This window comes from Nocardiopsis alborubida (assembly GCF_012396365.1).
Lineage (GTDB): Bacteria > Actinomycetota > Actinomycetes > Streptosporangiales > Streptosporangiaceae > Nocardiopsis > Nocardiopsis alborubida.
Genome location: NZ_JAAXPG010000010.1, coordinates 89,218 through 113,177, shown reverse-complemented (window position 1 = coordinate 113,177; position 23,960 = coordinate 89,218). Strand labels below are relative to the sequence as shown.

The 23,960-nt window shown below is 73.1% G+C and carries 20 protein-coding genes; 10 read left to right on the top strand and 10 right to left on the bottom strand.

What is annotated here, in order from left to right:
- Positions 1-187: 187 nt before the first annotated feature.
- From HGB44_RS12635 to HGB44_RS12615, 5 genes are all read left to right on the top strand, one after another.
- A complete protein-coding gene (locus tag HGB44_RS12635) occupies positions 188-967 on the top strand; it encodes an electron transfer flavoprotein subunit beta/FixA family protein (protein WP_061078152.1) in 780 nt (259 codons plus the stop codon).
- Positions 968-1,001: 34 nt separating this feature from the next.
- A complete protein-coding gene (locus HGB44_RS12630; protein ID WP_061078151.1) occupies positions 1,002-1,946 on the top strand; it encodes an electron transfer flavoprotein subunit alpha/FixB family protein in 945 nt (314 codons plus the stop codon).
- 136 nt (positions 1,947-2,082) lie between these two features.
- Entirely contained in the window at positions 2,083-2,961 is an 879-nt protein-coding gene (gene ligD, locus HGB44_RS12625) for a non-homologous end-joining DNA ligase (protein ID WP_061078150.1), read from the top strand.
- Positions 2,962-3,073: 112 nt separating this feature from the next.
- The gene (locus HGB44_RS12620) at positions 3,074-4,339 is read left to right on the top strand and encodes a hemolysin family protein (protein ID WP_061078149.1); all 1,266 of its coding nucleotides are present in this window, start codon (positions 3,074-3,076) and stop codon (positions 4,337-4,339) included.
- Between the two features lie 126 nt (positions 4,340-4,465).
- Positions 4,466-5,950, top strand: a complete 1,485-nt coding sequence (locus HGB44_RS12615; protein ID WP_061078148.1) for an aldehyde dehydrogenase family protein — start codon at positions 4,466-4,468, stop codon at positions 5,948-5,950.
- Between the two features lie 171 nt (positions 5,951-6,121).
- On the opposite strand, the gene HGB44_RS12610 is transcribed toward HGB44_RS12615, so the two are convergent.
- Entirely contained in the window at positions 6,122-6,880 is a 759-nt protein-coding gene (locus tag HGB44_RS12610) for a class I SAM-dependent methyltransferase (RefSeq protein WP_061078147.1), read from the bottom strand.
- The gene (locus tag HGB44_RS12605; protein WP_082768156.1) at positions 6,877-7,662 is read right to left on the bottom strand and encodes a class I SAM-dependent methyltransferase; all 786 of its coding nucleotides are present in this window, start codon (positions 7,660-7,662) and stop codon (positions 6,877-6,879) included. Before HGB44_RS12605 ends, HGB44_RS12610 begins: the two co-directional genes overlap by 4 nt.
- Positions 7,663-7,785: 123 nt before the next feature.
- Between HGB44_RS12605 and HGB44_RS12600 the strand changes: the two genes are divergently transcribed.
- Positions 7,786-9,846, top strand: a complete 2,061-nt coding sequence (locus tag HGB44_RS12600) for a hypothetical protein (RefSeq protein WP_061078146.1) — start codon at positions 7,786-7,788, stop codon at positions 9,844-9,846.
- Between the two features lie 104 nt (positions 9,847-9,950).
- Here HGB44_RS12600 and HGB44_RS12595 read toward each other — a convergent pair whose 3' ends face one another.
- Positions 9,951-11,282: an acyltransferase family protein gene (locus tag HGB44_RS12595; protein WP_061078145.1), complete on the bottom strand. Its 1,332-nt coding sequence runs from the start codon at positions 11,280-11,282 to the stop codon at positions 9,951-9,953.
- 172 nt (positions 11,283-11,454) lie between these two features.
- On the opposite strand from HGB44_RS12595, the gene HGB44_RS12590 reads away from it, so the two are divergent.
- The 4 genes from HGB44_RS12590 (at position 11,455) to HGB44_RS12575 (ending at position 15,752) form a co-directional block, all read left to right on the top strand.
- Entirely contained in the window at positions 11,455-12,378 is a 924-nt protein-coding gene (locus HGB44_RS12590) for a DUF3068 domain-containing protein (protein ID WP_061078144.1), read from the top strand.
- 72 nt (positions 12,379-12,450) lie between these two features.
- Positions 12,451-13,410, top strand: coding sequence for a decaprenyl-phosphate phosphoribosyltransferase (locus tag HGB44_RS12585; RefSeq protein ID WP_061078176.1), 960 nt, complete (start codon positions 12,451-12,453; stop codon positions 13,408-13,410).
- Complete coding sequence (locus HGB44_RS12580) at positions 13,407-14,777, top strand: FAD-binding oxidoreductase (protein ID WP_061078143.1); 1,371 nt, start codon at positions 13,407-13,409, stop codon at positions 14,775-14,777. Before HGB44_RS12585 ends, HGB44_RS12580 begins: the two co-directional genes overlap by 4 nt.
- A 222-nt stretch (positions 14,778-14,999) precedes the next feature.
- Positions 15,000-15,752 carry an SDR family NAD(P)-dependent oxidoreductase gene (locus HGB44_RS12575; RefSeq protein ID WP_061078142.1) on the top strand — a complete coding sequence of 251 codons (753 nt, stop codon included), beginning with the start codon at positions 15,000-15,002 and terminating at the stop codon, positions 15,750-15,752.
- A gap of 64 nt (positions 15,753-15,816) precedes the next feature.
- Here the strand turns inward: HGB44_RS12575 and HGB44_RS12570 are convergent, their stop codons facing one another.
- The 7 genes from HGB44_RS12570 to HGB44_RS12540 form a co-directional block, all read right to left on the bottom strand.
- Positions 15,817-17,175, bottom strand: coding sequence for an MFS transporter (locus HGB44_RS12570; protein WP_061078141.1), 1,359 nt, complete (start codon positions 17,173-17,175; stop codon positions 15,817-15,819).
- A complete protein-coding gene (locus HGB44_RS12565) occupies positions 17,172-18,236 on the bottom strand; it encodes an oxygenase MpaB family protein (RefSeq protein ID WP_061078140.1) in 1,065 nt (354 codons plus the stop codon). Before HGB44_RS12565 ends, HGB44_RS12570 begins: the two co-directional genes overlap by 4 nt.
- 140 nt (positions 18,237-18,376) lie before the next feature.
- Positions 18,377-19,375 carry an oxygenase MpaB family protein gene (locus tag HGB44_RS12560; protein ID WP_061078139.1) on the bottom strand — a complete coding sequence of 333 codons (999 nt, stop codon included), beginning with the start codon at positions 19,373-19,375 and terminating at the stop codon, positions 18,377-18,379.
- A 463-nt stretch (positions 19,376-19,838) separates the two neighbouring features.
- A complete protein-coding gene (locus HGB44_RS12555; RefSeq protein ID WP_061078138.1) occupies positions 19,839-20,420 on the bottom strand; it encodes a GTP-binding protein in 582 nt (193 codons plus the stop codon).
- The gene (locus HGB44_RS12550; protein WP_061078137.1) at positions 20,401-20,844 is read right to left on the bottom strand and encodes a DUF742 domain-containing protein; all 444 of its coding nucleotides are present in this window, start codon (positions 20,842-20,844) and stop codon (positions 20,401-20,403) included. The genes HGB44_RS12555 and HGB44_RS12550 overlap by 20 nt, the downstream gene beginning before the upstream one ends.
- 8 nt (positions 20,845-20,852) lie before the next feature.
- Complete coding sequence (locus HGB44_RS12545) at positions 20,853-21,308, bottom strand: roadblock/LC7 domain-containing protein (protein WP_017568380.1); 456 nt, start codon at positions 21,306-21,308, stop codon at positions 20,853-20,855.
- A 2-nt stretch (positions 21,309-21,310) separates the two neighbouring features.
- On the bottom strand, positions 21,311-23,893 hold the full coding sequence (locus HGB44_RS12540) for a sensor histidine kinase (protein ID WP_061078136.1): 2,583 nt from the start codon (positions 23,891-23,893) through the stop codon (positions 21,311-21,313).
- Between the last annotated feature and the right edge of the window lie 67 nt (positions 23,894-23,960).

Sequence of the window (23,960 nt, the reverse complement as noted above, 5' to 3'; positions counted from 1 at the left end):
GGTTGGCCTCCAAGCTACTAGCCAGTAACATCTGGGCTATGAGCACATCGCGGGACCTGTCTGGACATGAAGACGGCCCCGCCGTCGGATGACCGAACGGCATTCGGCATTGTTGGCAGTAGGGGGCGCGCCAGCGTCCGGCCGCCGCACGGCGGATCATGGAGTGCAGGGAGGTCGGCCACCGGCCATGAATATTGTCGTTTTGGTCAAGCAGGTCCCGGACACGGCGACCGAACGGAAGCTCAACGCCGATGACAAGACGCTGGACCGCGCCGCGTCCGACGGCGTCATCAACGAGCTCGACGAGTACGCGATCGAAGAGGCGCTCCAGCTCAAGGAGAAGCACGGCGGCGAGGTCACCATCCTGACGATGGGACCGGACCAGGCCACGGACTCCATCCGCAAGGCCCTGTCGATGGGCGCGGACAAGGCCGTCTTCGTCAACGACGACGCGCTCCACGGCTCGGACTCGCTCCAGACCGCCTACGCCCTCGCGCAGGCCCTGGGCACCATCGAGTTCGACGTGGTCGTCCTGGGCTCGGAGTCCACCGACGCGCGCACCGGTGTCGTCGGGGCCGCGCTCGCCGAGTACCTCGGCCTGCCGCAGCTCACGTTCGCCCGCAAGGTCGACATCGACGGCAGCACCATCAGGATCCAGCGCCAGACCGACTACGGCTACGACCTCGTCGAGGCCCAGCTCCCGGCGGTCGTCTCCGTGGTCGAGAAGATCAACGAGCCGCGCTACCCGTCCTTCAAGCTCATCATGCAGGCGAAGAAGAAGCCGGTCGACAAGAAGTCCGCCGCCGACGCGGGCATCGACACGGCCAGGGTGGGTCTGGCCAACGCCACCACCGAGACCGTCGACTTCGACGCCGCGCCGCCGCGCGCCGCGGGCACGGTGGTCAAGGACGAGGGCGACGGCGCCGCGAAGATCGCCGAGTTCCTCGTCGAGAAGAAGTTCGTCTAGGTCAGACGAGAGACTCAGGGAAGGTTCAAGGGATATGGCTGAGGTCCTCGTCCTCGTCGACCACGTCGACGGACAGGTCAAGAAGGTCACCACCGAGCTGCTGACCGCCGCCCGCCGCATCGGCGAGCCCGCGGCCGTGTGGATCGGTGACGGAGCCGAGTCGGGCAGGGGCACCCTGGCCGAGTACGGCGCCGAGAAGGTCTACGTGGCTTCGGCCGAGCTGAACGACCACGTCGTGGCTCCCAAGGCCGAGCTGCTCGCCAAGCTCGCCCAGGACAAGGGCGCCGCCGCGATCCTGGTCTCGGCCACCGCCGAGAACAAGGAGATCGCGGGCCGCACCGCGGTCAAGCTGGGCTCCGGCGTGCTCACCGACGTCGTGGACGTCAACGCCGAGGTCGTCGCCGAGCACAGCATCTTCGGCGGTGCCACCATCACCCACGCCCGCGTGCGCACCGGCGTGCCGGTCGTCGCGGTCCGCCCGAACTCCGTCCCGGCCGAGGCCGCCTCCGGCGCCGCCGCCGAGGAGCAGGTGTCGGTGGAGGTCTCCGACGCCGCGAAGACGGCCAAGGTCGTCGAGCGCGTCAACGAGGAGCAGGGCGAGCGCCCCGAGCTCACCGAGGCCGCCATCGTGGTCTCCGGCGGACGCGGCGTGGGCTCCGACGACTTCTCGGTCGTGGAGAACCTGGCCGACTCGCTGGGCGCGGCCGTGGGCGCCTCCCGCGCCGCCGTCGACTCCGGCTGGTACCCGAACCAGTTCCAGGTCGGCCAGACCGGTAAGACGGTCAGCCCGAACCTGTACGTGGCCCTGGGCATCTCCGGCGCGATCCAGCACCGCGCGGGCATGCAGACCGCCAAGAACATCGTGGCGGTCAACAAGGACCCCGAGGCCCCGATCTTCGAGCTGGCCGACTTCGGCGTCGTGGGGGACCTGCACGCGGTCACCCCGCAGCTGACCGAGGAGATCAACAAGCGCAAGTAGTCGAGAGGCGCAGGCGCGCCGACCCCGAACGCCCGGCCAGGGGCCTCCCCGGCCGGGCGTTCGCGTCGTCTGGGGGGCCGTTTCCGGGCCCGCCGCCCGGGTAGGCGGGCCGCACGGCGGCGAACGGGGGAAGGCCATGGCGACGGAGACCGCGGGGGTGCGCGCGGGACGGCGCGTGGTGCGGGTGCGCAGGCCCGGCAAGCCGCTGTTCGGCGAGGACGGGGCGACCAAGGAGGACCTGGCGCGGTACCACGCCCGGGTCGCCCCCCTGATGCTGCCGCACCTGCGCGACCGGCCGGTGGCCCTGGCGCGCTTCCCCGACGGGATCGACGCGCAGGGGTTCTTCGTCAAGCACCCGTCGGTTCCGGACTGGGTGGGGACCGTGGAGACCAGCGGCGGACGGATGATGCTGTGCCAGGACGCGGCGGCGCTGGTCTGGTGCGCCGACCAGGCGGCGATCACCGTGCACGCCTGGCAGTCCCGGCAGCCGAACCTGGGTCTGCCCGACCGGATGGTGATCGACCTCGACCCCGCCGGCGAGGGCCCCGAGGCCTTCGCCGCCTGCCGCGCCGCGGCGCGGGACGTACGGGAGGTGCTCGACGACCTGGGCCTGGCCGCCTACGTGATGACCAGCGGGTCCCGGGGGCTGCACGTGCGCTCGCCGCTGCGGCCCGAGGCGGACGACCAGGAGGTCCGCGTGCTGGCGGAGGCGGTCGCGGACCGGGTGGCGGCCCGGCGGCCGGGCGAGCTGACCACCGAGGTGCGCAGGGCCGCGCGCGGGGACCGGTTGTTCGTGGACTACCTGCGCAACGGCCGCGAACAGCTCGCGGTGGTGCCGTACTCGGTGCGGGCCAGGCCGGGTGCGCCGGTCGCGGCCCCCCTGACCTGGGAGGAGCTGGAGAAGGTGGAGACGGCCCGGGATTTCACGATCTCCCTGGAGCGCGAGGAGTGCCCGTTCGCGGGGATGGGCAGGCACGCCCGCTCCCCGCGCAGGGCCCTGGAGCGCCTGGGCTGAGACGAAAGAGGCGGGTCAGGGCTGCGGGGAGCCGCTGAGCGGTGTGTGGCCTGCGGGTTTCGGGGAAGGAATCCCAGCTCCGGAGACCGACAGTCGACCGCGGGGGAGTCCCATGGAGGGCTACGGGGCCCAGATCGGCCTCGTGCTGGTTCTGGTCGTGGTGAACGCCGTGTTCGCGGGCAGCGAGATCGCCCTGATCACGCTGCGGGAGGGACAGATCAGGCGGCTGGAGGAACGCGGTCCGGGCGGCCGCGCGGTGGCCCGGCTCGCCCGCGACCCCAACCGCTTCCTGGCCACCATCCAGATCGGCATCACCCTCGCGGGCTTCCTCGCCTCCGCCGCCGCGGCCGTCTCGCTGGCCCGACCCCTGGTCGGGCCGCTGGGCTTCCTGGGCTCCTACGCGGCCCCGGTGTCGGTCGTGCTGGTCACCGTCGTGCTCGCCTTCGTCACCCTGGTCCTGGGCGAACTCGCCCCCAAGCGCGTCGCCATGCAGCGCGCCGAGCCCTGGGCGCTGCTCGTGGCCCGCCCGCTCAACGCGCTGGCGCTGCTCTCCCGCCCCGCGGTGTGGCTGCTCAGCGTCTCCACCGACCTGGTGGTCCGGCTCAGCGGGGTGGACCCGAAGGGCACGCGGGACGAGGCCACCGAGGAGGAGCTGCGCGACATGATCGCGGCCCAGGGCCAGATGACCCCCGAGCAGCGCACCATCCTCTCCGGGGCCTTCGACATCACCGGGCGGACGCTGCGCCAGGTCCTGGTCCCGCGCCCCGACGTGGACACCGTCCCCGCCGACCTGCCCGCGCGCGAGGCCGCCCTGCTCCTGGCCGAGCACGGCCACTCGCGCGCCCCGGTGGTCTCCCGGGGCGACATGGACGACATCGTCGGCGTGGTGCACTGGTCCGACCTCCTGCGGGGCGAGGGCACGGCCGAGGACCTGGCCCGCGAGCCGCTGCTGCTCCCCGGCTCGCTCACGGTGTCCGCGGCTCTGCACCGGCTCACCGTCGAACGCCAGCAGCTGGCCGTCGTGATCGGCGAGAGCGGCGAGGTCAGCGGCATCGTCAGCCTGGAGGACCTGCTGGAGGAGGTCGTCGGCGAGATCTACGACGAGACCGACACCGACGAGCGCACCCCCGCCCGGCTGGACGACGGCGCCCTGCGCCTGCCCGGCGCCTATCCGGTCCACGAGCTGGAGGACCTCGGGGTCGTCCTCACCGCCCGGCCTCAGGGCAGCTACGTGACCGTGGCCGGGATGGTCCTGGTCCTGCTCGGCCACATCCCGGAGGAGCCCGGGGAAAGTGTGGACCTGGGCGGCTGGACGGCCACGGTCACCGGGGCCGACGGCCGCGTCGTCAGCGAACTCCTGCTCACCCCCGCCCGCTGAGGGCGACGGGCGACAAGGGCGGTCGCGGAGTCGCTGAACAGTTGGCCAAGAGGCGGCAAGTCCCGTTGCCCGCGCTCCGGGCAGGGGTGACCGTGGCATCAGTGACGCCGAGACAGGGGAGGGCCGATGCACGCGGACCGCAGGCCGGACGCCTACACGGGGCTGGACCGGATGCCCATCGGGGACCAGTGGCGGCACGGATCGTCCGGGAGCGTCGTCCAGGACGTGGACCCCTACGACGACACGGTCCTGACCGAGTTCCGCCTGGCCGACGAGGGCGACGTGGATCTGGCCTACCGCGAGGCGCAGCGGGCGTGGCCGGGCTGGGCCGCGACCCCCGCCGCCGAGCGCGCCGAGGTCTTCGTGCGGGCCCTGCGCGTCCTGGACGCGCGTCGCGAGGAGATCGTCGACTGGCTGGTCCACGAGGCCGGAGCGGTCCGCGAGCGCGCCGAGTTCGAGTGGCGGCTGGTGCGCAGCGGCATGGTCGAGGTGACCTCCTACCCCACGCGGGTCCTGGGCAGGATCCTGCCCGGCATCACCCCGGGCAAGGAGAACCGCGTCTACCGCGAACCCCTCGGCGTGGTCACGGTGATCAGCCCGTGGAACTTCCCGTTCCAGCTCTCCCACCGCTCCGTCGCGCCCGCCGTCGCCCTCGGCAACACCGTGGTGCTCAAGCCCGCCGAGAACACCCCGGTCACGGGCGGGCTGCTGCTCGCCCGGATCTACGAGGAGGCCGGGCTGCCGCCCGGGGTGATCAACGTGGTCGTCGGCAGGGGCGGCGAGATCGGCGACGCCCTGGCCACCCACGAGCTGGCCCGGATGATCTCGTTCACCGGCTCCACCGAGGTCGGCCGCCACATCGCCCGGCAGATCCCGCTCAAGAGGCGCGCGCTCGAACTCGGCGGGAACGGGCCGCTGGTGGTGCTGGAGGACGCCGATCTCGACCTGGCCGCGGACGCCGCCGTGTTCGGCTCCTACTACCACCAGGGCCAGATCTGCATGGCCACGAACCGGGTCGTGGCCGACGCCGCCGTCCACGACGAGCTGGTCGAGCGGATGCTCGTGCGAGCCCGGGCGCTGCGGGTGGGCGACCCCGCCGACCCCGCCACCCAGATCGGCCCCGTCATCGACGACGAGCAGCGCGACGGCGTGCGGGACGTGGTGGCTCGCTCCGTCGAGCAGGGCGCGCGGCTCCTGCTGTCCGGCGACCCGACCGGTCCGGCGGGCAGGGTCCTGCCGCCCCACCTGCTGCTGGCCGGCAACGACATGCCGAGCGCGTCCGAGGAGGTGTTCGGCCCGGTGGCCACGGTCGTCCGCGCCGAGGGCGAGGAGGACGCGCTGCGCATCGCCAACGACACCGAGTACGGGCTGTCCAGCGCGGTGTACACCCGCGACGCCGAGCGGGGGGTGCGCTTCGCCCGCCGACTGGGGGCGGGCATGACGCACGTCAACGACTCCACGCTCAACGACGAGGCCAACACCGCCTTCGGCGGGGAGAACCACTCCGGGCTCGGCCGGTTCGGCGGTGAGTGGGCGATGGAGGAGTTCACCGCCGACCACTGGGTCAGTGTCCAGCACACGCGCCGCAGGCTGCCGTTCGACCTGGAGTGAGCAGTGCGGCGGCCGGTCCTGTGCCAGAAAGGGTCCGCTGCGGTGCGCCCGCCTGCGATGATCTTGCTCCTAGCGCCAGTGTCGACGGCCCACAGTGCCTCTGGGAGCAAGATCACCGCGGGTCAGATCAGAATCCCATCTGCCCCGCCAGTGACACCTCGGGCTTGTTGGTCAGCGCCTGCGCAGGACCAGCAGCAGGTTCCAGGTGACGACCTCGCGCAGCAGCGGCACCCGCACGACCGGCTTGGCCCATCCGGGCAGGTAGCGGGGGCGCACGTCCACCACGTCCACGTCGGTGCGCCCGCGCGTCCAGCGCAGCATCTCCCCGGCGTGCGCGGCGTACATGGTGCGGCCGAAGTCGTTCTTGGGCCGCCGACCGTGGCGCCGCGCGAACCGCTCCGCCGCGTACGCGCCGCCCAGGTAGTGCCACGGCGAGGTCTCGTGCCCGCCCCACGGGGACAGCCACAGCGTGTACGACAGGTACACCAGCCCTCCCGGCCGGGTCACCCGCACCATCTCGTCGGCCATCCGGGTCCGGTCCGGCACGTGCTCCAGCACGTTGGAGGAGAAGCACACGTCCACCGACCCGCTGCGCAGCGGCAGGTCCAGGGCACTGCCCTGGACGCCGTACGCGTCGGCGTCGCGCCCGTGCAGCGTCATCTCGTGGGCGTCGGCGTCCACGCACAGGCAGCGGGCCCCGGCCGACCTCAGCTCGTCGGCGAAGTAGCCCGGGCCGCCGCCCACGTCCACCACGAGCCTGCCGTCCAGGGGAGTGTAGGAGCGCAGCTGGGCGACGGTGTCGCGGGCGAGCGTGCCGTAGAAGGACGCCGGGTCGGTCTGCTCCCCGCGGAAGGCGGTGAACAGCCGCACCGACCGGCCCAGGGTGGCGCGGAAGGGGACGGTGCCCCCGCCGGTGGCGTTCGCGGTCACGTGCTCTCCTCCAGCACCACGAAGTGGCGCAGGTGGCGCCAGTGGTCGCCGCCCCAGTACTCGTCGGAGGCGGCGATCCGGCCGCCCGGGACCAGTTCGGCGATCCGCTCGGTGCGCAGGGTGTGCATCCGCATCGGCGCCGGGTAGCGCAGCAGCACCCGCTGGGCGAGGGCCACCAGCGGCCACGGCGCGTACCGGAACACCAGCCCCTTGAAGGTGCGCCGCTCGGACTCGGGCACGCCCAGCACCATGACACCGCCGGGGCGCAGCACCCGCGCGAACTCGCGCACGTAGCCCTCGGCCAGGGCGGGCGGCAGGTGCTGGAGGACCAGGTCGGTGTAGACCAGGTCGAAGGAGGCGTCCCCGAACACCGACAGGTCCGGGCGCTCGTTCAGCACGAACCCGATCCGTCCCCCGGAGCGGTCCAGACGGCGGGCCTCCTCCAGCATCGGCGCGGAGATGTCCACTCCCACGACCTCGGGGAAGTGCGCGGCCAGGGCGTTGGACAGCCGTCCCGCGCCGCACCCGAAGTCCAGCACCCGGCCTCCCCCGGGGCGGATGCCCAGCTCCTCCAGGCGGGCGACGGACGGGTCGATGTCGGCCCGTCCGGAGGCGAGGAACTCGTCGTCGTCCCAGCCGCCTCCCCTCTTGCCGGGGTCCACGCACACCGCCCACAGGGGTTCGGCGGAACCCAGCCGCGTCCAGTCGCGGCGGACCTGTTCGAGCCCCACCCGCATCACCTCCACGGTGTTCGCGACCCCGCCGGAACACGGCATCTGCATCGTGTTCCTGTTCCGGGTATCCAGACCGGGATGGCCTGCGACAAGGGTCGAGGGAAAAAGTGGAACGTGTTGTATTCTGGCACCCCTTCTCCGGATCGGCCAACTACGGCGGGAGAGATGCCGATGCCGCCTGTTCCCCCCACGGCGAGTGGGCACGACGGTCCGGGCGCCGAAGCCGCGCGGCCCGGCCCGGTCGGGGCGCCCAGGGTACGCCGCCCCGCCGGGGAGCCCGGCGGGAGGAACCCCGAGCCGGGCGGGGCGGCCCGCGCCGCGTGGGCCGCCGCGCGCCGCCTGGCCCGCGACCGGCTGGTCCTGGTGGGGCTGTTGGTGGTATTGGGCGCCGTGGGACTGCGGGCCTACGTGCTGGGCGAGTCCTACTTCGTGGAGGACGACTACCTCTTCTTCGCCAACGCCCACGCCAGTGACCTGGGGCCGGACTACCTGCTCACCCTGCACAAGGGCCACCTGATGCCGGGGGCGCTGTTCCTGGTCTACCTCCAGACCGCGCTGTGGCCCTACGAGTGGTGGGTCAGCGCGGGCACCATGCTCGCCCTCCAGGCCGCCGCGCTGGTGGGGTTCCTGCGCCTGGTGTGGGAGCTGTTCGGCCGCCGCTGGGCGCTGCTGGTCCCGCTGACCGTGTACGCGCTGGCCCCGCTGACCGTGCCCGTGCTGGGCTGGTGGTCGGCGGCGCTCAACGCGGTCCCCCTCCAGCTGGCCCTGGTGCTCGCCGTGCTGTGGACCGTGCGCTACCTGCGCACGGACGACCACCGCCTGGCCTGGCGGGCGGGCGGCGCCGTCGTGTTCGGCATGCTGTTCACGGTCAAGGCGATGTTCCTGCCGCTGGTGCTGTTCGCCGTGGCCGTCGCCCACCTCTACCCCGGCGGCCCGGTCGCCGGGGCCCGGCGCGCGTGGGCCCTGCACCGGCCGTTCTGGACGGCGATGGGCGCGCTGTTCGCCGCCTACGCGGTGTTCTACCTGGCGCGGATGCGCGCGTCGGGGGGCGGCGAGGGCGCGGGTGTGCCCCAGGGCGAGCCCGCCCTGACCATGCTGCGCGGACTGCTCACCGAGGTGTTCCCGGTCGGTGCCCTGGGCGGTCCCCTGGAGTGGGGCCCGGTCACCCCGACCGGCGGCCTGGTCGACGTACCGGGTGTGACCGTGCTGGCCGCCTGGGCGGTCTTCGCCGTGATCGTGCTGGTCAGCTTGCGGATGCGGCGCGGGGCGTGGCGGGCCTGGGTGCTGCTGTCGGCCTACCTGGTGGTCGTGGACGTCATCCCGACGATCATCGCGCGCGGCCGGTTCCAGGACGTGGCCGCCGCCGACCCCCGGTACGTGGCGGACGCGGCGCCGGTGTTCGCCCTGTGCCTGGCCCTGGCCTACCTCCCCACCAGGGAGGAGCGGGCGCGCGCCCTGGTCGGCGGAGCCTCGGCGGCCCCTGCGGGCAGGGAGCCCTACCGCGTGCGGCCCCGGCGGGCCGCCCGGGCCGCGGCCGCGCTGGCGACGGCGGTGTACGCGGTGGCGGCGGGCTACTCCATCCACGCCTACGCCCAGACCCTGAGCGGCGACCGCCTCCAGTGGTACCTGGACACGGTGCGCACGGCGCTGGAGGACGTCCCGGAGGAGGGCGGCCTGTACGCGCGTCCGGTCCCCGAGGACGTGGTCCTGGAGTGGAACGGCCAGCGCCGCCTGAGCTCGTGGGTGCTACCGCCGCTGGCGTCGGACGACGTGGCCGCGCGGATGGCCGTTCCCGAGGAGGCCGCCACCGCGTACGTGTTCAACGACGCCGGGTTCCTGGTCCCGGCGCGGCCCTCCGACGACAGCGACATGTTCGCCCCCGGCCCGGCGGACGAGTGCCTGGAGCCGTGGGAGGGGCTGGTGTCCTGGCCGGTGGAGGCGCACGGCGGCGTCGCCCAGATCGTCACGCTCGGCTACACGGCCGAGGAGGACGTCGGCGTGGTGGTGGCGCTGGGCGACGACTGGATCGAGGTCGAACTGCCCGCCGCGGAGGAGAACGGCACCCGGTACGTGCCCGTGGGCGCTCCCGGCGAGCAGCTGTCGGTGTTCGTGCCCGAGGATCCGGAGGACCGGGGCGGGCTGTGCCTGAACTGGGTGTCGGTGGGCGGCATGGCGCCGACGGTGGAGGGCAACCCGTGGGCGCCCGAGGAGGACGAGCGCGCGGAGGGATAGTGGGCTGGCCGGAAGAGTTGCGGATGTGATGCGTGGGGCCTGACCTGGGATGATCCTGTGTTTATAGCGAGGTTGGGCGGCCGAGACCCGCTATGAGTACGAGATCACCGCGGGTGGGGCGGGCTCTGCCGCCCGCGGGCGAGGCGGTGGGACCACCGGCGGCTGGGCTCCTCCACCCACCGGTGGCTCGCCGCGGCCAGCAGCACGGTCCCGATCGTCACCGGCACCGCGTCCAGCCAGAACGATCCGGTGAAGATCTCCTGGCCGGTGAAGTCGCGCCACAGGTAGAGCACCATGAACTGCCACAGGAACACGCCGTAGGAGATCCGTCCCAGGAACTGGCACACCCGGTGCCGCAGCAGCGAGTCCAGCCACCGGCCGCCGCGCCAGGCCCGCGCCTCCCGCAGCGGCAGCGGCGCCCCGACCGGGCGCGGCGCCAGCGCGCACGGGGCGATCAGGAAGAACGCGAACCCGATCCCGGCCAGCGAGTCCACGGCCGAGGTCCAGATGTCGCCGGAGCCGATGAAGCGGCCGCCGGAGGCCTCGGTGGCCTTCAGCGCGAAGAACCCGCCCGCGACCAGCCAGCACACCCCGGGGGAGGAGCCGACGGTCCGGCACAGGCGGCGGACCGGGCCGTCCGTGCCGGGTTCGCGCCAGGCCCACTCCGAGAGCACGGCCAGCGCCATGCCGGCGGCGAACAGGCCCGCGGTCCGGGGCAGCCAGGCGTGCATGTACTCGCGGGGTTCGGGATAGAACTGCGGGACCAGCGCGGCCAGGCCCAGCAGCGCCATGACCCCCAGACCCACGAGCAGCCGCCGCCCCCGGGCGTCCACGCTCCGGCCGCCGCGCGCCCACAGGGCCAGGAGCAGCCCGAACAGCGGGAGCAGCAGGTAGAAGCTGACCTCCACCGACAGGCTCCACATCTGGCCGAGGCCGTAGGGGCCGGTGCCCACCCACGGCGGGTCGGTGTTGAAGGGAAAGGTGAGGGTGAGGACCTCCCACCAGTACCGCGGCGAGCCGAGCTCGTCCCGGGAGTAGACCAGCAGCGCCGTCACGGCCACCAGCCAGTAGGCGGGCAGGACGCGCACGGCGCGGCGCCACAGGTAGGGGCGGGCGCGCGGCCCGCGCACCCCGTCCAGGGCCGCGCGGGCCCAGGGCCGGTACAGCAGCACGCCCGAGAGCGCGAAGAACAGCGGCACGGCCACGTCGAAGGCGGACAGCAGACCGCCCAGCACCCCCGGCGCGAGGGAGTCGCCGGTCTCGGTGGCCACGTGGAACACCAGGATCATCAGGGCGGCCACCGCGCGGACGCCGTCGAGGGCCTCGTGGCGTCCGTCGACCTGCGGCAGCAGCAGCGAGGGGTCGGGGGTGCGCGCGCTGGCGAGGTGGGCACCGGCGGCGGGGTCCCCGGGCGCGGAGGAGGAGGTGGGCGCCATGGGCCTTCCAGGGCTGGGTAGAGGGCGGAACGAGTTTCACTAGAACGCGTTATAAAAATTTCGACACGCCCTGGTGACGTCGTTCGCTACTGGGCAGTACTCTACCCGGAACTGAACCTAGTTCCACTAGACCCAGTTCCAGATCTGGACTCTCATACGCCCAGGAGGGCACATGCGCCGTACCGTTGCGGTCGTTCTCGTCGCGTTTGGGGTCTTCTTCCTCGCCTTTGCCCCCATGATGCGCACGTGGCTGTCGAGCTCCCTGATGAAGACCCCCCTGGACTACTACAGCGAAACAGTCCTCGAAGCAGACGGGGCCACCTACTTCAACATCGAGGACGTCGAGCTCGTCGAGAACGCCACCCTGGAGGCGCGTTCGACCATCCGGGCCGACGTGGCCTCCAGCACCGACGAGACGGTGGTGTGGGACCAGTTCACCTGGGTCAGGGACGCCGAGACCGACTTCGGCATCACCTCCAGCAGCCGCCGCGCCGGGCACGACCGCGTCACCGGGGAGACGGTCGACTGCTGCGACGCCATGGTCAACGACGAGTCCGTCGCCCAGAGCGGCCAGGCCTGGAAGTTCCCCTTCTTCACCGAGCAGCGCGACTACGACTTCTTCGAGACCACCGCGCGGGAGGTCGTCCCCATGGAGTTCCAGGGGACCGAGGAGGTCGGAGGGGTCGAGACCTACAAGTTCGTCCAGGAGGTCGAGGGCGAGGTCATCGGCGAGCGCACCCTGCCCCGCTCGGTGGCCGGGATGGAGGGCGAGGGCGACGTCACCGGCGACGAGGTCTTCTCCATCACCCGCACCTACTGGATCGAGCCCGTCACAGGCTCCCCCCTCAAGATCAGCGAGGACCAGAACCGCGTCGTCGTCGTGGACGGCGAGGAGGTCCTGACGCTGTTCGACGCCGAACTCGTCTCCAACGACGAGTCCGTGCAGAACGCGGTCGCCAACTCCGAGCAGGGGCGCACCGTGCTCCCCCTCCTCCAGACCACCCTGCCCATCGCCTGCCTCGTCGTCGGTGTCGGATTCATCGGCGTCGCGGTCGTCCTGTTCGCCACGGGCCGCCGTCGTGACCACCACAGCTGACCCCCGCACCCGTCCCTCGCCGACGCGTCCGACCCGGCGCGCCGGCGTACGGCCTCCCGCCCCCCGGCCGTGGTGACGGAGAGGACGCGGGCCACGGGACCGGCGGGGGCCGGGGCGCCGCGCGGAGACGGGGGGACGGTCGGCGCGCTCGTCCGCGCGTGCCGCCCCCGGCAGTGGCTCAAGAACCTCCTGGTCCTGGCCGCGCCCGCCGCGGCCGGGGCCCTGACGCAGCCCGGGGCGCTGCTGACCAGCGCCGCGGTGTTCGCCCTGTTCTGCGCGGCCGCCAGCGGCACCTACCTGCTCAACGACGTCCACGACGCGCACCGCGACCGCGCGCACCCGCGCAAGCGCCACCGCCCGGTGGCCTCCGGCGCGCTCCCCGTTCCGGTGGCCGTCGCGGCCGGGATCGCGCTCAGCGCCGCCGCGCCGCTGGCCTCCCTGGCACTGGGCGTCCCCGTGCTGTCCGCCCTGGTCGCCGGGTACGTGCTGCTCACACTCGTCTACACCCGCTACCTGCGGGACCTGGTGGTGTGCGACCTGGTCGCGGTCGCCGCCTGCCACGTGCTGCGCGCGGTGGCGGGCGGGGTGGCCGTCGGCGTGCCGCTGACCTCGTGGTTCGTGATCGTGGTGTCGCTGGCCGCGCTGCTGGTGGTGGTCGGCAAGCGCGAGGCCGAACTGCGCGCGGCCGGCGCCGCGACCGCCGCGACCGGTGACGGCCCCGGGGAACCGGCGGCCGCCGTCCGGCCCGCCCTGCGCGGCTACAGCACCGCCTACCTCTCCCAGACCCGCACCATGGCCTCGGGCGCCATGATCGTCACCTACTGCCTGTGGGCTCTGGAACCGGGCGACGGGGCCAGGACGCTCTTCCACGCGCTGAGTATCGTGCCGTTCATCATGTTCGTCCTGCGCTACAACCTGCTCGTGGACCGGGGCGTGGGGGAGGAGCCCGAGGAGATCGCCCTGCGCGACCGGCCCCTCCAGCTCATCCTCTGCGGACTCGCGGTCCTGGTCGCAGCGGGGATCCACCTGTGAACCAGCCGACGCCGGGCCGGCCGGTCCTCCTGCGGGGGTGGGGGCGCACCGCGCCCACGGCCGCCCGCGTCGTGCGCCCCCGCACACCCGCTCAGGTCGCCGAGGCGCTTGCCCTGGCGGGGGAGCGCGGGGCGCTGCCGCGCGGGCTCGGGCGCTCCTACGGCGACGCCGCCCAGGACGCCGGGGGACTGGTGCTGGACTGCACCGGGCTCGCCGGGCCCGTGCGCGTGGACGCCGAACACGGCGAGGTCACCGCCCCCGCGGGCACCAGCGTGGACGTCCTGATCGCCCACCTGCTGCCCCGCGGCCTCTTCCTCCCCGTCACCCCCGGGACCCGCCGCGTCACCCTGGGCGGGGCGGTCGCCGCCGACGTCCACGGCAAGAACCACCACGCCGACTCCTCCCTGGGCGCGCACCTGCGCGCCCTCACCCTGGTCACCCCGGACGGGCGCACGCGCCGCCTGGGGCCGGAACCCGGCGGCGACCCCGACCTGTTCTGGGCGACCGTCGGCGGCATGGGCCTGACCGGGGTGGTCACCGAGGCCACCCTGGGCGTGCTCCCGGTCCGGACCGCGTACATGCGGGTGGACACCGACCGGACGCGGGACCTGGAGGCCACCCTGGAGCTGATGGCGCGTCCAGGCCACCGGTACTCAGTGGCCTGGCTGGACCTGTTCGCCCGCGGGAGCGACCTGGGCCGGGGCGTGGTCACCCGCGCCCACCACGCCGAGCCCGGCGACCTCCCGAGGCCGCTCCGTCGCGACCCGCTGCGGTACCGGAGCACGAGCCTGCCGGTGCCGCCCCTGACCCCGCCGACGGCGACCCTGAACCGGTGGACCGTCGGCGCGTTCAACGCCCTCGAACACGGCCGGGCGCCCAGGAGGCGGCGCGGCCGGGTCCGGCCGGTGGGCGGCTACTTCCACCCGCTGGACGCCCTCGACGGGTGGAACCGGCTGTACGGGAGGCACGGGGCCGTGCAGTACCAGTTCGTGGTGCCCTTCGGCGCGGAGGACACCCTGGCGTGGGTCGCCGGTGAGCTGTCGCGCACGCGCGCGCCGTCGTTCCTGGCGGTCCTCAAGAGGATGGGGCGGCCGACGCCCGGACCGCTGTCCTTCCCCCGGCCGGGGTGGTCGCTGGCCGTGGACCTGCCAGCCGGACTGCCCGGGCTCGGCCCCCTGCTGCACCGCTTCGACGAGCGCGTGGTCGACGCGGGGGGCCGCCTGTACCTGGCCAAGGACAGCCGGGCCAGCCCCGGGGCCGTGCACGCCATGTACCCCGGCCTGCCCGCGTGGCGCCGGGTGCGCGAGCGGGCCGACCCGGACGGGGTCCTGGTCTCGGACCTGGCCCGCCGACTGCGGCTGCTGTGACAGCGGGGCCGTTCGGTGGCACGATGACGGCCGTCCCAGGACCTCTTCCCCGAACGAGCCCCAACGCGAGAGGGGTGGTCCGGGCGCCCGCGCAAGGCAGGCGCTGCGCGTAGCGTCGGTCGAGGGCGGTAGCCCGCCTCGGCGCGGAGCTCCCCGGCGGGCGGGCCGAAGCGAAGCGGAGGCCCAGAAGAAACACGAACTTCCGGAAAGGCGGGGACAGCCGTGCGCGACTCGGTGGGAGCGGTGCGGAGCGTGCTGCTGCTCGGCGGCCGCAGCGAGATCGGCCTGGCCATCGTCGAGCGGCTGGTCCGCGAGGGAGCCCGCGAGGTGGTCCTGGCCGCCCGGGGCGGGGTGTCCTCCCCTCCGGACGCGCTCACCGCGCTCGGGGCGCGGGTGCGCTCGGTGGACTTCGACGCCGGTCTGCCCGACACCCACACCGGCACCGTGGCGGCCGCGGTGGCGCTGGTGGGCGACCTCGACGTGGTGGTGGACGCGTTCGGGGTGCTGGGCGAGCAGTCCGAGTACGAGGCCGACCCGGCCGCCGCAGCCCGCGCCGCCGCCGTCAACTACAGCGGGCACGTGTCCGCCGACCTGGCCGTGGCCGCCCGCCTGCGCGAGCAGGGGCACGGGACGCTCGTGGTGCTCTCCTCCGTGGCGGGGGTGCGGGTACGGAGGTTCAACTTCGTGTACGGGTCGGCCAAGGCGGGTCTGGACGGCTTCGCGCAGGGACTGGCCGACTCCCTGCACGGGTCCGGCGCGCGGGTGCTGGTGGTGCGGCCGGGCTACGTGCCGACGCGGATGTCGGCGCACGTGGCACCCGCGCCCTTCCCGGCCACCCCGGGCCGGGTCGCGGACGCGGTGTCGGCAGGGCTGCGCTCGGGGGCCACCACGGTGTGGGCACCGCGCGTGCTCCAACCCCTCTTCGCGGGGATGCGGCTGCTCCCGCGCCCGTTGTGGCGCCGCCTGGGCCGCTGAGGCCGGACACCGGGAGCGGACCAGTGGCGGAGGGGGCCGGGTGCCGCGCCAGCGGCGCCTCCGGTCAGCGCGCACCCGCCTCCTCGGCGGTCAGCCGGTAGAACGCCAGCGGCACCAGGCAGCACAGCATCACCGCGGCGGGCACCAACGTGCTGCCGACCAGCATGCCGCGCAGCGCCTCGTCGCTCTGCCGGACCACATCCCCTGCCCCGGACTCCACGTAGCCGCTCACCGCCAGGGCCAACGACAGCAGCCCGGTTCCCACCGACTGCGCCATGGCCTCCCCGGCGGTCCACACGCCCGAGAGCACGCCGCCCTGCCGCCGCCCGGACGCGTCGGTGGTGGCCAGGCAGTCGGCCAGCATCGACCACGGCAGCAGCGTCGTCCCGGACAGGCCCACACCCACCAGTACGGAGGACAGCACGGCGCCGGGGAAGCCCCAGAGCGGGATGAGCAGCAGGCCCAGGCCGCCCAGGGCGAACACCGCCGCCGCGTACCCGGCGGCGCGGCGCTTGTCCACGCGCAGGGACAGCCGCCGCCACAGCGGGGCCGAAGCGATCAGCGGCACCAGCACGCACACCATGAGGACGCTCGTGTAGCCCGGGTTCCCCATGACGTTGGCCGTCACATACGGCACGCCCGCGACCATGGTGCCGCTCGCCGTGGCCATCAGGAGGTTGGCGGGGAAGAGCACCCGGAAGTGCCGGTGGGCGAAGGCCACCCGCAACTGGGCCGCCAGACCCTCCGTGCGGTGCGCGAACACCGGGCGCGGCGCCCGGCGCGTCCCCACCACCGCGCCCAGCATCGACACCAGCACCACGCAGCCCATGAGCAGGCCCATCAGCCGGTACCCGGTCACGGGGTCCGCGGGGGCCGACTGGAGGACCGGGGCCAGGGCGCCGCCCAGCATCAGGGCGAGCCCCACGAACGCGGTCCGCCACGTGTTGAACGTGGACCGCTCGTGGTAGTCGGAGGTGATCTCCCCGGGCATGGCCGTGTGCGGCACCTGGAACACCGACGAGGCCAGCGCGGCGGCCACGAACACGGCCGCCACGTACACCGCGGCGGAGCCCCCCTCCAGCGGCGGCCCGGCGAACATCGCGGCGAACAGCACCGGCAGGGTCAGCGCCCCGGCCAGCATCCACGGGCGTCGCGGGCCCCAGGGTGAACGCGTCCTATCCGACCAGATTCCGATATACGGACTGACCAGAAGATCGACCACCTTGGGCAGGAGCACCACCGCCCCGGCCAGGGCGGGGCTCACCGCGAGCGTGTCGGTCAGGTAGATCAGGAGCAGCAGCCCGGGCACCGTGTTGAAGATGCCCGTGGCCACCGCGCCGCTGCCGTACCAGGCGTGCACGGAACGGGGCAGCGGAGCGCCGGGCCCGCTGACCGTGCCCCGGGCGGTGGGCGCGGCGGTCACGCGCGTCCGTCCGCGGAGGTCTCGGCCGGAGCCGTCGGAGCCTCCCGTGACTCCGGAGCCGCGGCGGCCTCCACGGCTTCCGAGGCCGCGGCGGACCGCGCCGCCTCCGGGGCCCGACCGGCCTCGGAAGCACCGGTCTTCCCACCGCCGTCACCGTCGCCGTACAGCTCCTCGTGACCCACCGGGTCCACGTCGTGCGCCACGGGGCAGCCCGCCGGGAAGGTGCCGATCCGGTTGACGTCGTATCCCTGCGGGTAGCTGCGGATGTTCGGGTTGCCCTCCGCCCACAGCGGCTCCTCGCGCGGCTTCATCCGGCGCACCACCAGGGCCCGCAGCCTCAGCGCCAGGTCCGCCGCCCGGCGCCAGGCCCTGCTGGGCGGCTCGTAGCGGAAGGTCTCGATGAGCGACTCGTCCAGGATCGCCATGGAGAACTTCCGGGCCAGCCCGGACACGCGCCGCGGGTAGAAGGACACCATCAGGTCGAGGGTGGCGTCGGAGACGGCCCGGCCGCCCTCGGTGTAGGCGAAGTGCTCGCGTTCGTAGGAGTCGAGGAGGTCCCGGAACTGCTCGTAGGTCTCGGGGATGTCCTTGATCCCCATGTACCGGCCGAGCCTGCGGTAGTAGTGCGTGATCGCGGAGATCTCGTGCCCGCTCAGCCTGCGCCAGCCGTAGCCGCGGTCGTTGATCCAGCGCACCGGCATGACCACGAACGTGCTGAGCACGTACCGGTAGTCGTCGTTGCTGATGTCGTAGGAGCGGTGCATCTGGTTCATCCGGCGCAGCGCGTCGCGGCCCTGACCCGGCTCGAACCCGTACCGCATCATGTTGTTGAGGATCAGCGCGGTGTCGTCGTAGCGCTTCTGGGTGCTGCCGGTGAACTCGTTGGTCCGGCCCAGGAGTTCGCCGATGCTGGGCACGGCGTAGGTGCGGTACAGGGCGATGCCCAGCGCCCGGCCCATGTCCCAGGGGAACTCCTGGGAGTTGAGGATCTGCATGATCCGTACGCAGTCGGCCTCGTGGTCCAGGTGGTGGATCTCGTCTCTGAGGTCGAAACGCTTCATCTGCGGTTCCTTCGGGGAGAGGGGATCGTTCGGACGGGGGACGGAGGACGGGGCGCGGAGGGCGCGCGTGAGGCGGGGACGCAGGGGAGTGCGGGGCCTGTGAGGCGGGGCGCGGGGAACGTACAGGGGTTCCGGGGGCGCTACCTCCCCGCGTCATCCTCGGAGAGCGGTGCGGACGCCTCGCCGGGGGCCTCCCCGGAGGCCGGTGCGACCGCCTGGTCCGGCGCGGGCACGCGGGCCCCCGTGGCGGGGACCTCGCGGGTCGCCATGCCGTGCGGGACCGGGCAGCCCTGGGGGAAGGTGCCGATCCGGGACGGGTCGTAGCCCCGGGGGTAGCTGCGGATGTTGGGGCTCATCCTGGCCCAGCGCGGCTCCCGGCGCGGCGGCATCAGGCGCACCACCCGGGCGCGCAGCCTCAGCGCGCCCTCGCTCAGCCGCCGCCAGGCGGCCGAGGGCTCGGGGTAGCCGAAGGCGCGGATGAGCCGTTCGTCGAGCAGGGCCCTGGTGAAGGGGCGCACCAGCGGCCGCTGCCAGGCCGGGTAGAAGTCCACCATCAGCCCCAGGGTGGCGTCGGAGACGGCCCGGCCGCCCTCGGTGTAGGCGAAGTGCTCGCGTTCGTAGGAGTCGAAGAGTTCGAGGAACCCGGCGTAGGTCTCGGGGACGTCCTTGATCCCCATGTGCCTGCCGAGCTTGCGGTAGTAGTTGGTGCTGGCGGCGATCTCGTGGTCGCTCAGCCTGCGCCAGCCGTAGCCGTGGTCGTTGATCCAGCGCACCGGCATGACCACGAAGGTGCTCAGGACGTACCGGTAGTCGTCGTTGCTGATGTCGTAGGAGCGGTGCATCTGGTTCATCCGGCGCAGCGCGTCGCGGCCGCGGCCCGGACCGAATCCGTGCTCCAGGATGTCGTTGAGGATCAGCGCGGTGTCGTCGTAGCGGTGCTGCGTGCGCTCGGTGAACTCGCGCGTGTGCGCCAGCAGTTCGCCGACGCTGGGCACGGCGTAGGTGCGGTACAGGGCCAGGCCCAGGGCCTGTTCGATGTCCCACGGGAACTCGTGGCTGCTGAGGATGCGCACGATCTGCTCGCAGTCGTCCTCGGCGTCCAGGGCATGGATCCGGTCGCGCCACTCGAACCGCTTCATGGGTAACTCCAGTCACCTTCGTGCGGGCCCGCTCAGACGGGGCCGTGGTCTGCGGGGTGTGGCGCGCCTCGCGGCGCTCCACGGGGCGCACTTTACCTGGAAGCTCCTTGTGTACAGCGGTTCCGGGGTACCGAACGTGTCCGCAACCTGGCAGAGCGTCCGAAACCCTCGGGTCCCTCCCCGACGGGCGACACGAAGGGCGGGGGACAGGCCCCCGCCCCTTCCGTGGAGCAGCCCTGGGCCTGTTCCTGAACCGGCCTCGGCTTGTGTGCGGGGGCCACGGGGTTCTGGAGGCGGCGGAGGTGAGGCTGAGGGCAGGACTGCGCCGTAGGCGCCGGTCGGGGGTGGTGGCCCGCCTCGTCGCGCAGTGCCTCCGGGGGCGGTGGCGGGCGACGGGCGGGCCGAAGCGAAGGGGAGGTCACGGAGAAGACCGCCCCGACCGCCCCGACCGCCCGGGGGCCGTCTAGGCGGCCATCCGCTCGGCCACCCGGTTCACCAGCGTCACCAGCACCCTCTTGGCCGACTCGCGCTCACGCGCGTCGCACAGCACGACCGGGATCGCGGGGTCCAGGCTCAGCGCGTCGCGGACCTCCTCGGGCTCGTACCGGTGGGCGCCCTCGAAGCAGTTCACCGCCACCACGAACGGCACGCCGCGCCGTTCGAAGAAGTCCACCGCCGCGAAGCACGTCTCCAGGCGGCGGGTGTCGGCGATGACCACCGCTCCCAGCGCACCCTCGGACAGCTCCTCCCACATGAACCAGAACCGCTCCTGGCCGGGGGTGCCGAACAGGTACAGCACCAGGTGCTCGTTGATGGTGATGCGGCCGAAGTCCAGTGCCACGGTCGTGGTCGTCTTGGCCTCCACTCCCGACAGGTCGTCGATCCCGTAGCTGGCCTCGGTCATCACCTCCTCGGTACTCAGCGGCGCGATCTCGCTGACCGATCCGACCATCGTGGTCTTACCGGCCCCGAAGCCCCCCGCCACGAGGATCTTGAGCGCCGCCGGAAAGGGCGCCTGGGTGTCGTCAGAGTCGCTGGATGCCATCGAGAACCGCCTGGAGTACGTCCCGGCTCACCGGGCTCTTCGCTGTGTAGGGGGCGCGGGCCAACGCGAGGCCGCGGTTGAGCAGGTCGCTGAGCAGGACCTTGACGACGGCCACCGGGATGTCCAGGTGCGCGGACACCTCGGCGACCGACTGGGGCCGTCGGCACAGCTCCAGGATGCGTATCTGCTCCGGCTCCAGCGCCATCTCGTCGACCTCGACCCGCTTGGCCGCGATCACGACGCTGATCATGTCCAGCTGCACGGTGTCGGCGTGGTCGCGACCCTGCGCGATCACGTACGGCCGTACCAGCGGCCCGGCGTCCTGCTGTCCGGCCGCCGCGCCCTCGTCGTACCCGCCGACCGCGTCCCTCTGGGGCAGGCCGTGCGGATCCTCCTCGGGCGGCAACTCGTTGTGCGCTTGCATGGCGTCCCCTATCGCGTGGCTTCCCCGGAACCGCCCTCGCGTCTGGGCGCGGCGTCCAGATAACGGCCGACCTGCTCGACCAGCACGTTCATCTCGTAGGCGATGAGGCCGACGTCGGCGCTCTCCTCGGCCAGCACCGCCAGGCACGCCCCCCGTCCGGCCCCGGTGACGAACAGGTACGCGCTCTCCATCTCCACGACGGTCTGGAGCACCTCGCCCCCGCCGAAGTGGCGGCCGGTGCCCCGGGCCAGGCTCTGGAACGCGGACGCCACCGCGGACAGGTGCTCGGCGTCCTCCTTGACCAGCTCGCGGGAGCGGCCGATCAGCAGCCCGTCGGCGGAGAGCACGATCGCGTGGCGGGAGCCCACCGCGCGGTCGAGCAGCTCGTCCAGCAGCCAGTCGATGTCCTTCTTGCCCGCGCCGCTTCCACTGTCACGCTGGGCGCTTTCGGGAGTACTCGTCACGGTTACGCGTCCTTGTCGGTGTCGTTGGTCTGCTGCTTGCCTTCGCGCCGTCCGCGGTCCGTACCCTTCTGGAACGCGGACATGTTCCGGCGCAGGCGCGCCAGACGCTCCTGGCCGTCCGGGGTCGCGTTCGCGGAGAACGCGCCGCCCGTCGCGGGACCGCTCCGGGTGTCGGCCACGGGGTCGGCGGCCAGCTGCGGAGCCAGGTTCTCCTGGGGGCGCCGCTTGGGCAGCGGCGGCCGTCCCCCGCCCGCCTCGACCATGGCGGGCGGCTCGGCCTCGGAGGGGGCGTCGGGGTCGGGGACCGCGCTGACGGCCGGGGTCCGGGTGGGCAGCGGCGTCCGGGTGGGCAGCGGGGGGTGGTCGCCGCCCGCGTCGAGGAGGTCCGTGCCGCCCTCCGGCGCGTTCCCGGCCACCGGGGCGTCATCCCCCTCGCCCCCGGCGGAGTCAGCGGAGTCCTCGTCCTCCCGGGCGGGAACCTCCTCCTTCGGAGCGGACACCGAGGTCAGCACGGGCTTGACGCGCCTGCCGGACGACAGTTCGCCGCCTGGCGTGCGGTCGAGGATCTCGCGCACGTCCCACGTGCGCTCGCCGCTCTCGTCGGAGGGCAGCGGGGAGCGGTCGCCGGAGATCAGCTCGTGCGGCAGCAGGACGATGGCCTGCACGCCCCCGTACGGCGACGGGCGCAGGTGCACGCGGATGCCGTGGCGGTGGGCCAGGTGCGAGACCACGAACAGGCCGAGGCGCATCTTCTCGTTGAGGCGCATCACGTCGAACTCGGGCGGGTCGGCCAGCAGCGCGTTCGCCGAGGCGAACTCGCTCTCGGTCATGCCCAGGCCCCGGTCCTCGATCTCGACCGTCACGCCGTTGGGCACGTCCTCGCTGCTCAGGCGCACGTGCGTGTGCGGCGGCGAGAACATCGCGGCGTTGTCGACCAGCTCGGCTACCAGGTGGATGACGTCGGCCACGGCCGGGCCGTTGAGGTGCACGCGGGCGATCCGCTCCCGCTTGACGCGGGTGTAGTCGCCCGACTCGGAGATGGCGCCGCGCAGCACGTCGATCAGCGGCATGGGGCGGTGCCAGGTGCGGCCCGGCGCCTCGCCGCCCAGGATGAGCAGGTTCTCGGCGTTGCGGCGGGAACGGGTGGCCAGGTGGTCGAGCTTGAACAGCTGGGCCAGCTGCTCGGGGTCCTCCTGCTCGCGCTCCATCCGGTCCAGCAGCCGCAGCTGGCGGTGGACCAGCGTCTGGCTGCGGTGCGCGATGTTGAGGAACACGCGGTTGACGCCCTGGCGCAGCTCGGCCTGCTGCACCGCCTCGTCGATGGCGGCGCGCTGGGCGGTGTTGAACGCCCTGGCGACGTCGCCGAGCTCGTCGTCGCTGGCGACCAGTTGGGGGACGGTCGTGCAGGTGTCCACCTGTTCACCCGCGTGCAGGCGGCGCATGAGGTCGGGCAGGCGGTGCTCGGCCATGTCGTTGGAGTCGTCGCGCAGGCGCAGCAGGCGCTCGGTGAGCAGGGTGGAGGAGCGTCGGGCCAGCAGGAACGCGAACCCGATGACGGCGGCGACGCCGAGGCTGCCCGCCACGGCGACGACCAGGGCCTGGTTGGTCTCGGAGCGGGTGACGTCCGCGGCGTACAGGGCCTCGTCGGCGCCGATCGCGGTGAGCTCGGACAGGACGTGGTCGTAGGCCTCGTCCCACGCGGCGTAGTCCACCGGCATGGACAGGTCCTGGACCTCGCTGGGCACCAGGGTCACCGGGTCGGTGACCGTCTCGGTGGTCGCCTGGCGGTCGATGATCTCGTCCTGCATGCGCTGGAGGTCGGCGTACTCCTGGCTCGCCAGCAGGTTCTCCAGCCGGGCCTCCTGCCCCTCGCCCTCCAGGTAGTGGCCGTTGGCCGCGAGCATGCTCTCGTAGGAGCCGACCAGCTCCGTGAACCGGCGCTGGTCCTCCAGGGTCAGCTCGTCGGTGGCGAAGGCGCGGGCGACCTGGGCGTCGGACTGCGCGAACAGGTCGACCGCGCGGAACATGTAGGTCGCGGTGAAGCTCGGGCTGACCGCGTCGTTGCCGTCGCCGCCCGCGCGGGTCTGGCTGTCGAAGCTGTCGGCGCCGTGCAGGATCAGCTCGTTGTAGTAGTCCAGGACGTCGGCGCGGGAGGCCTCGCCCGCGTCGACCGCCGAGCGGATCGCGTCGATCTCGCCGTACTGCATGTGCAGCATCTCGATGTGGTGGCCGCTCTCGCCGGGGGCGATGTCGGCGAAGCCGATGAGCTCGCCCACGACCGCGCCCAGGGAGCCGTCGGTGCTCTCGCGGGCCTCGGTCAGCTGGCCCTCGATCTCCGCGTTCCCCGGGTTCTCGATGTGGGCGATCGTGTGCGACCGCTCCTGCATCACGTCCACGAGGCCGATCGCCGCAGGGGCGACCAGCTCGCCGGTGGCGTTGGCGCGGAGGCGCTTGATGACCGCGTCTCCGGCGAGGACCACGGTGAGGGCCAGCCAGAGCACCACCAGGGCGGTGGTGGGGATCATGACCATTGCGCGGATGCGGGAGGTGATGCTCCGACCGCGTCGCTTGGGTACTGCCTGCACGGTTCTCCTGTCGATCCGCGTCCGGGGTCTTCTGGGGGTGGGGCCGCGGCCGCCGGGGGAGACGGCG

Coding starts and splice junctions, on each gene's coding strand:
- HGB44_RS12635 (WP_061078152.1), top strand. CDS start 188: ATGAATATTGTCGTTTTGGTCAAGCAGGTCCCGGACACGGCGACCGAA.
- HGB44_RS12630 (WP_061078151.1), top strand. CDS start 1,002: ATGGCTGAGGTCCTCGTCCTCGTCGACCACGTCGACGGACAGGTCAAG.
- ligD (WP_061078150.1), top strand. CDS start 2,083: ATGGCGACGGAGACCGCGGGGGTGCGCGCGGGACGGCGCGTGGTGCGG.
- HGB44_RS12620 (WP_061078149.1), top strand. CDS start 3,074: ATGGAGGGCTACGGGGCCCAGATCGGCCTCGTGCTGGTTCTGGTCGTG.
- HGB44_RS12615 (WP_061078148.1), top strand. CDS start 4,466: ATGCACGCGGACCGCAGGCCGGACGCCTACACGGGGCTGGACCGGATG.
- HGB44_RS12605 (WP_082768156.1), bottom strand. CDS start 7,662: ATGCAGATGCCGTGTTCCGGCGGGGTCGCGAACACCGTGGAGGTGATG.
- HGB44_RS12600 (WP_061078146.1), top strand. CDS start 7,786: ATGCCGCCTGTTCCCCCCACGGCGAGTGGGCACGACGGTCCGGGCGCC.
- HGB44_RS12595 (WP_061078145.1), bottom strand. CDS start 11,282: ATGGCGCCCACCTCCTCCTCCGCGCCCGGGGACCCCGCCGCCGGTGCC.
- HGB44_RS12590 (WP_061078144.1), top strand. CDS start 11,455: ATGCGCCGTACCGTTGCGGTCGTTCTCGTCGCGTTTGGGGTCTTCTTC.
- HGB44_RS12565 (WP_061078140.1), bottom strand. CDS start 18,236: ATGAAGCGTTTCGACCTCAGAGACGAGATCCACCACCTGGACCACGAG.
- HGB44_RS12560 (WP_061078139.1), bottom strand. CDS start 19,375: ATGAAGCGGTTCGAGTGGCGCGACCGGATCCATGCCCTGGACGCCGAG.
- HGB44_RS12555 (WP_061078138.1), bottom strand. CDS start 20,420: ATGGCATCCAGCGACTCTGACGACACCCAGGCGCCCTTTCCGGCGGCG.
- HGB44_RS12550 (WP_061078137.1), bottom strand. CDS start 20,844: ATGCAAGCGCACAACGAGTTGCCGCCCGAGGAGGATCCGCACGGCCTG.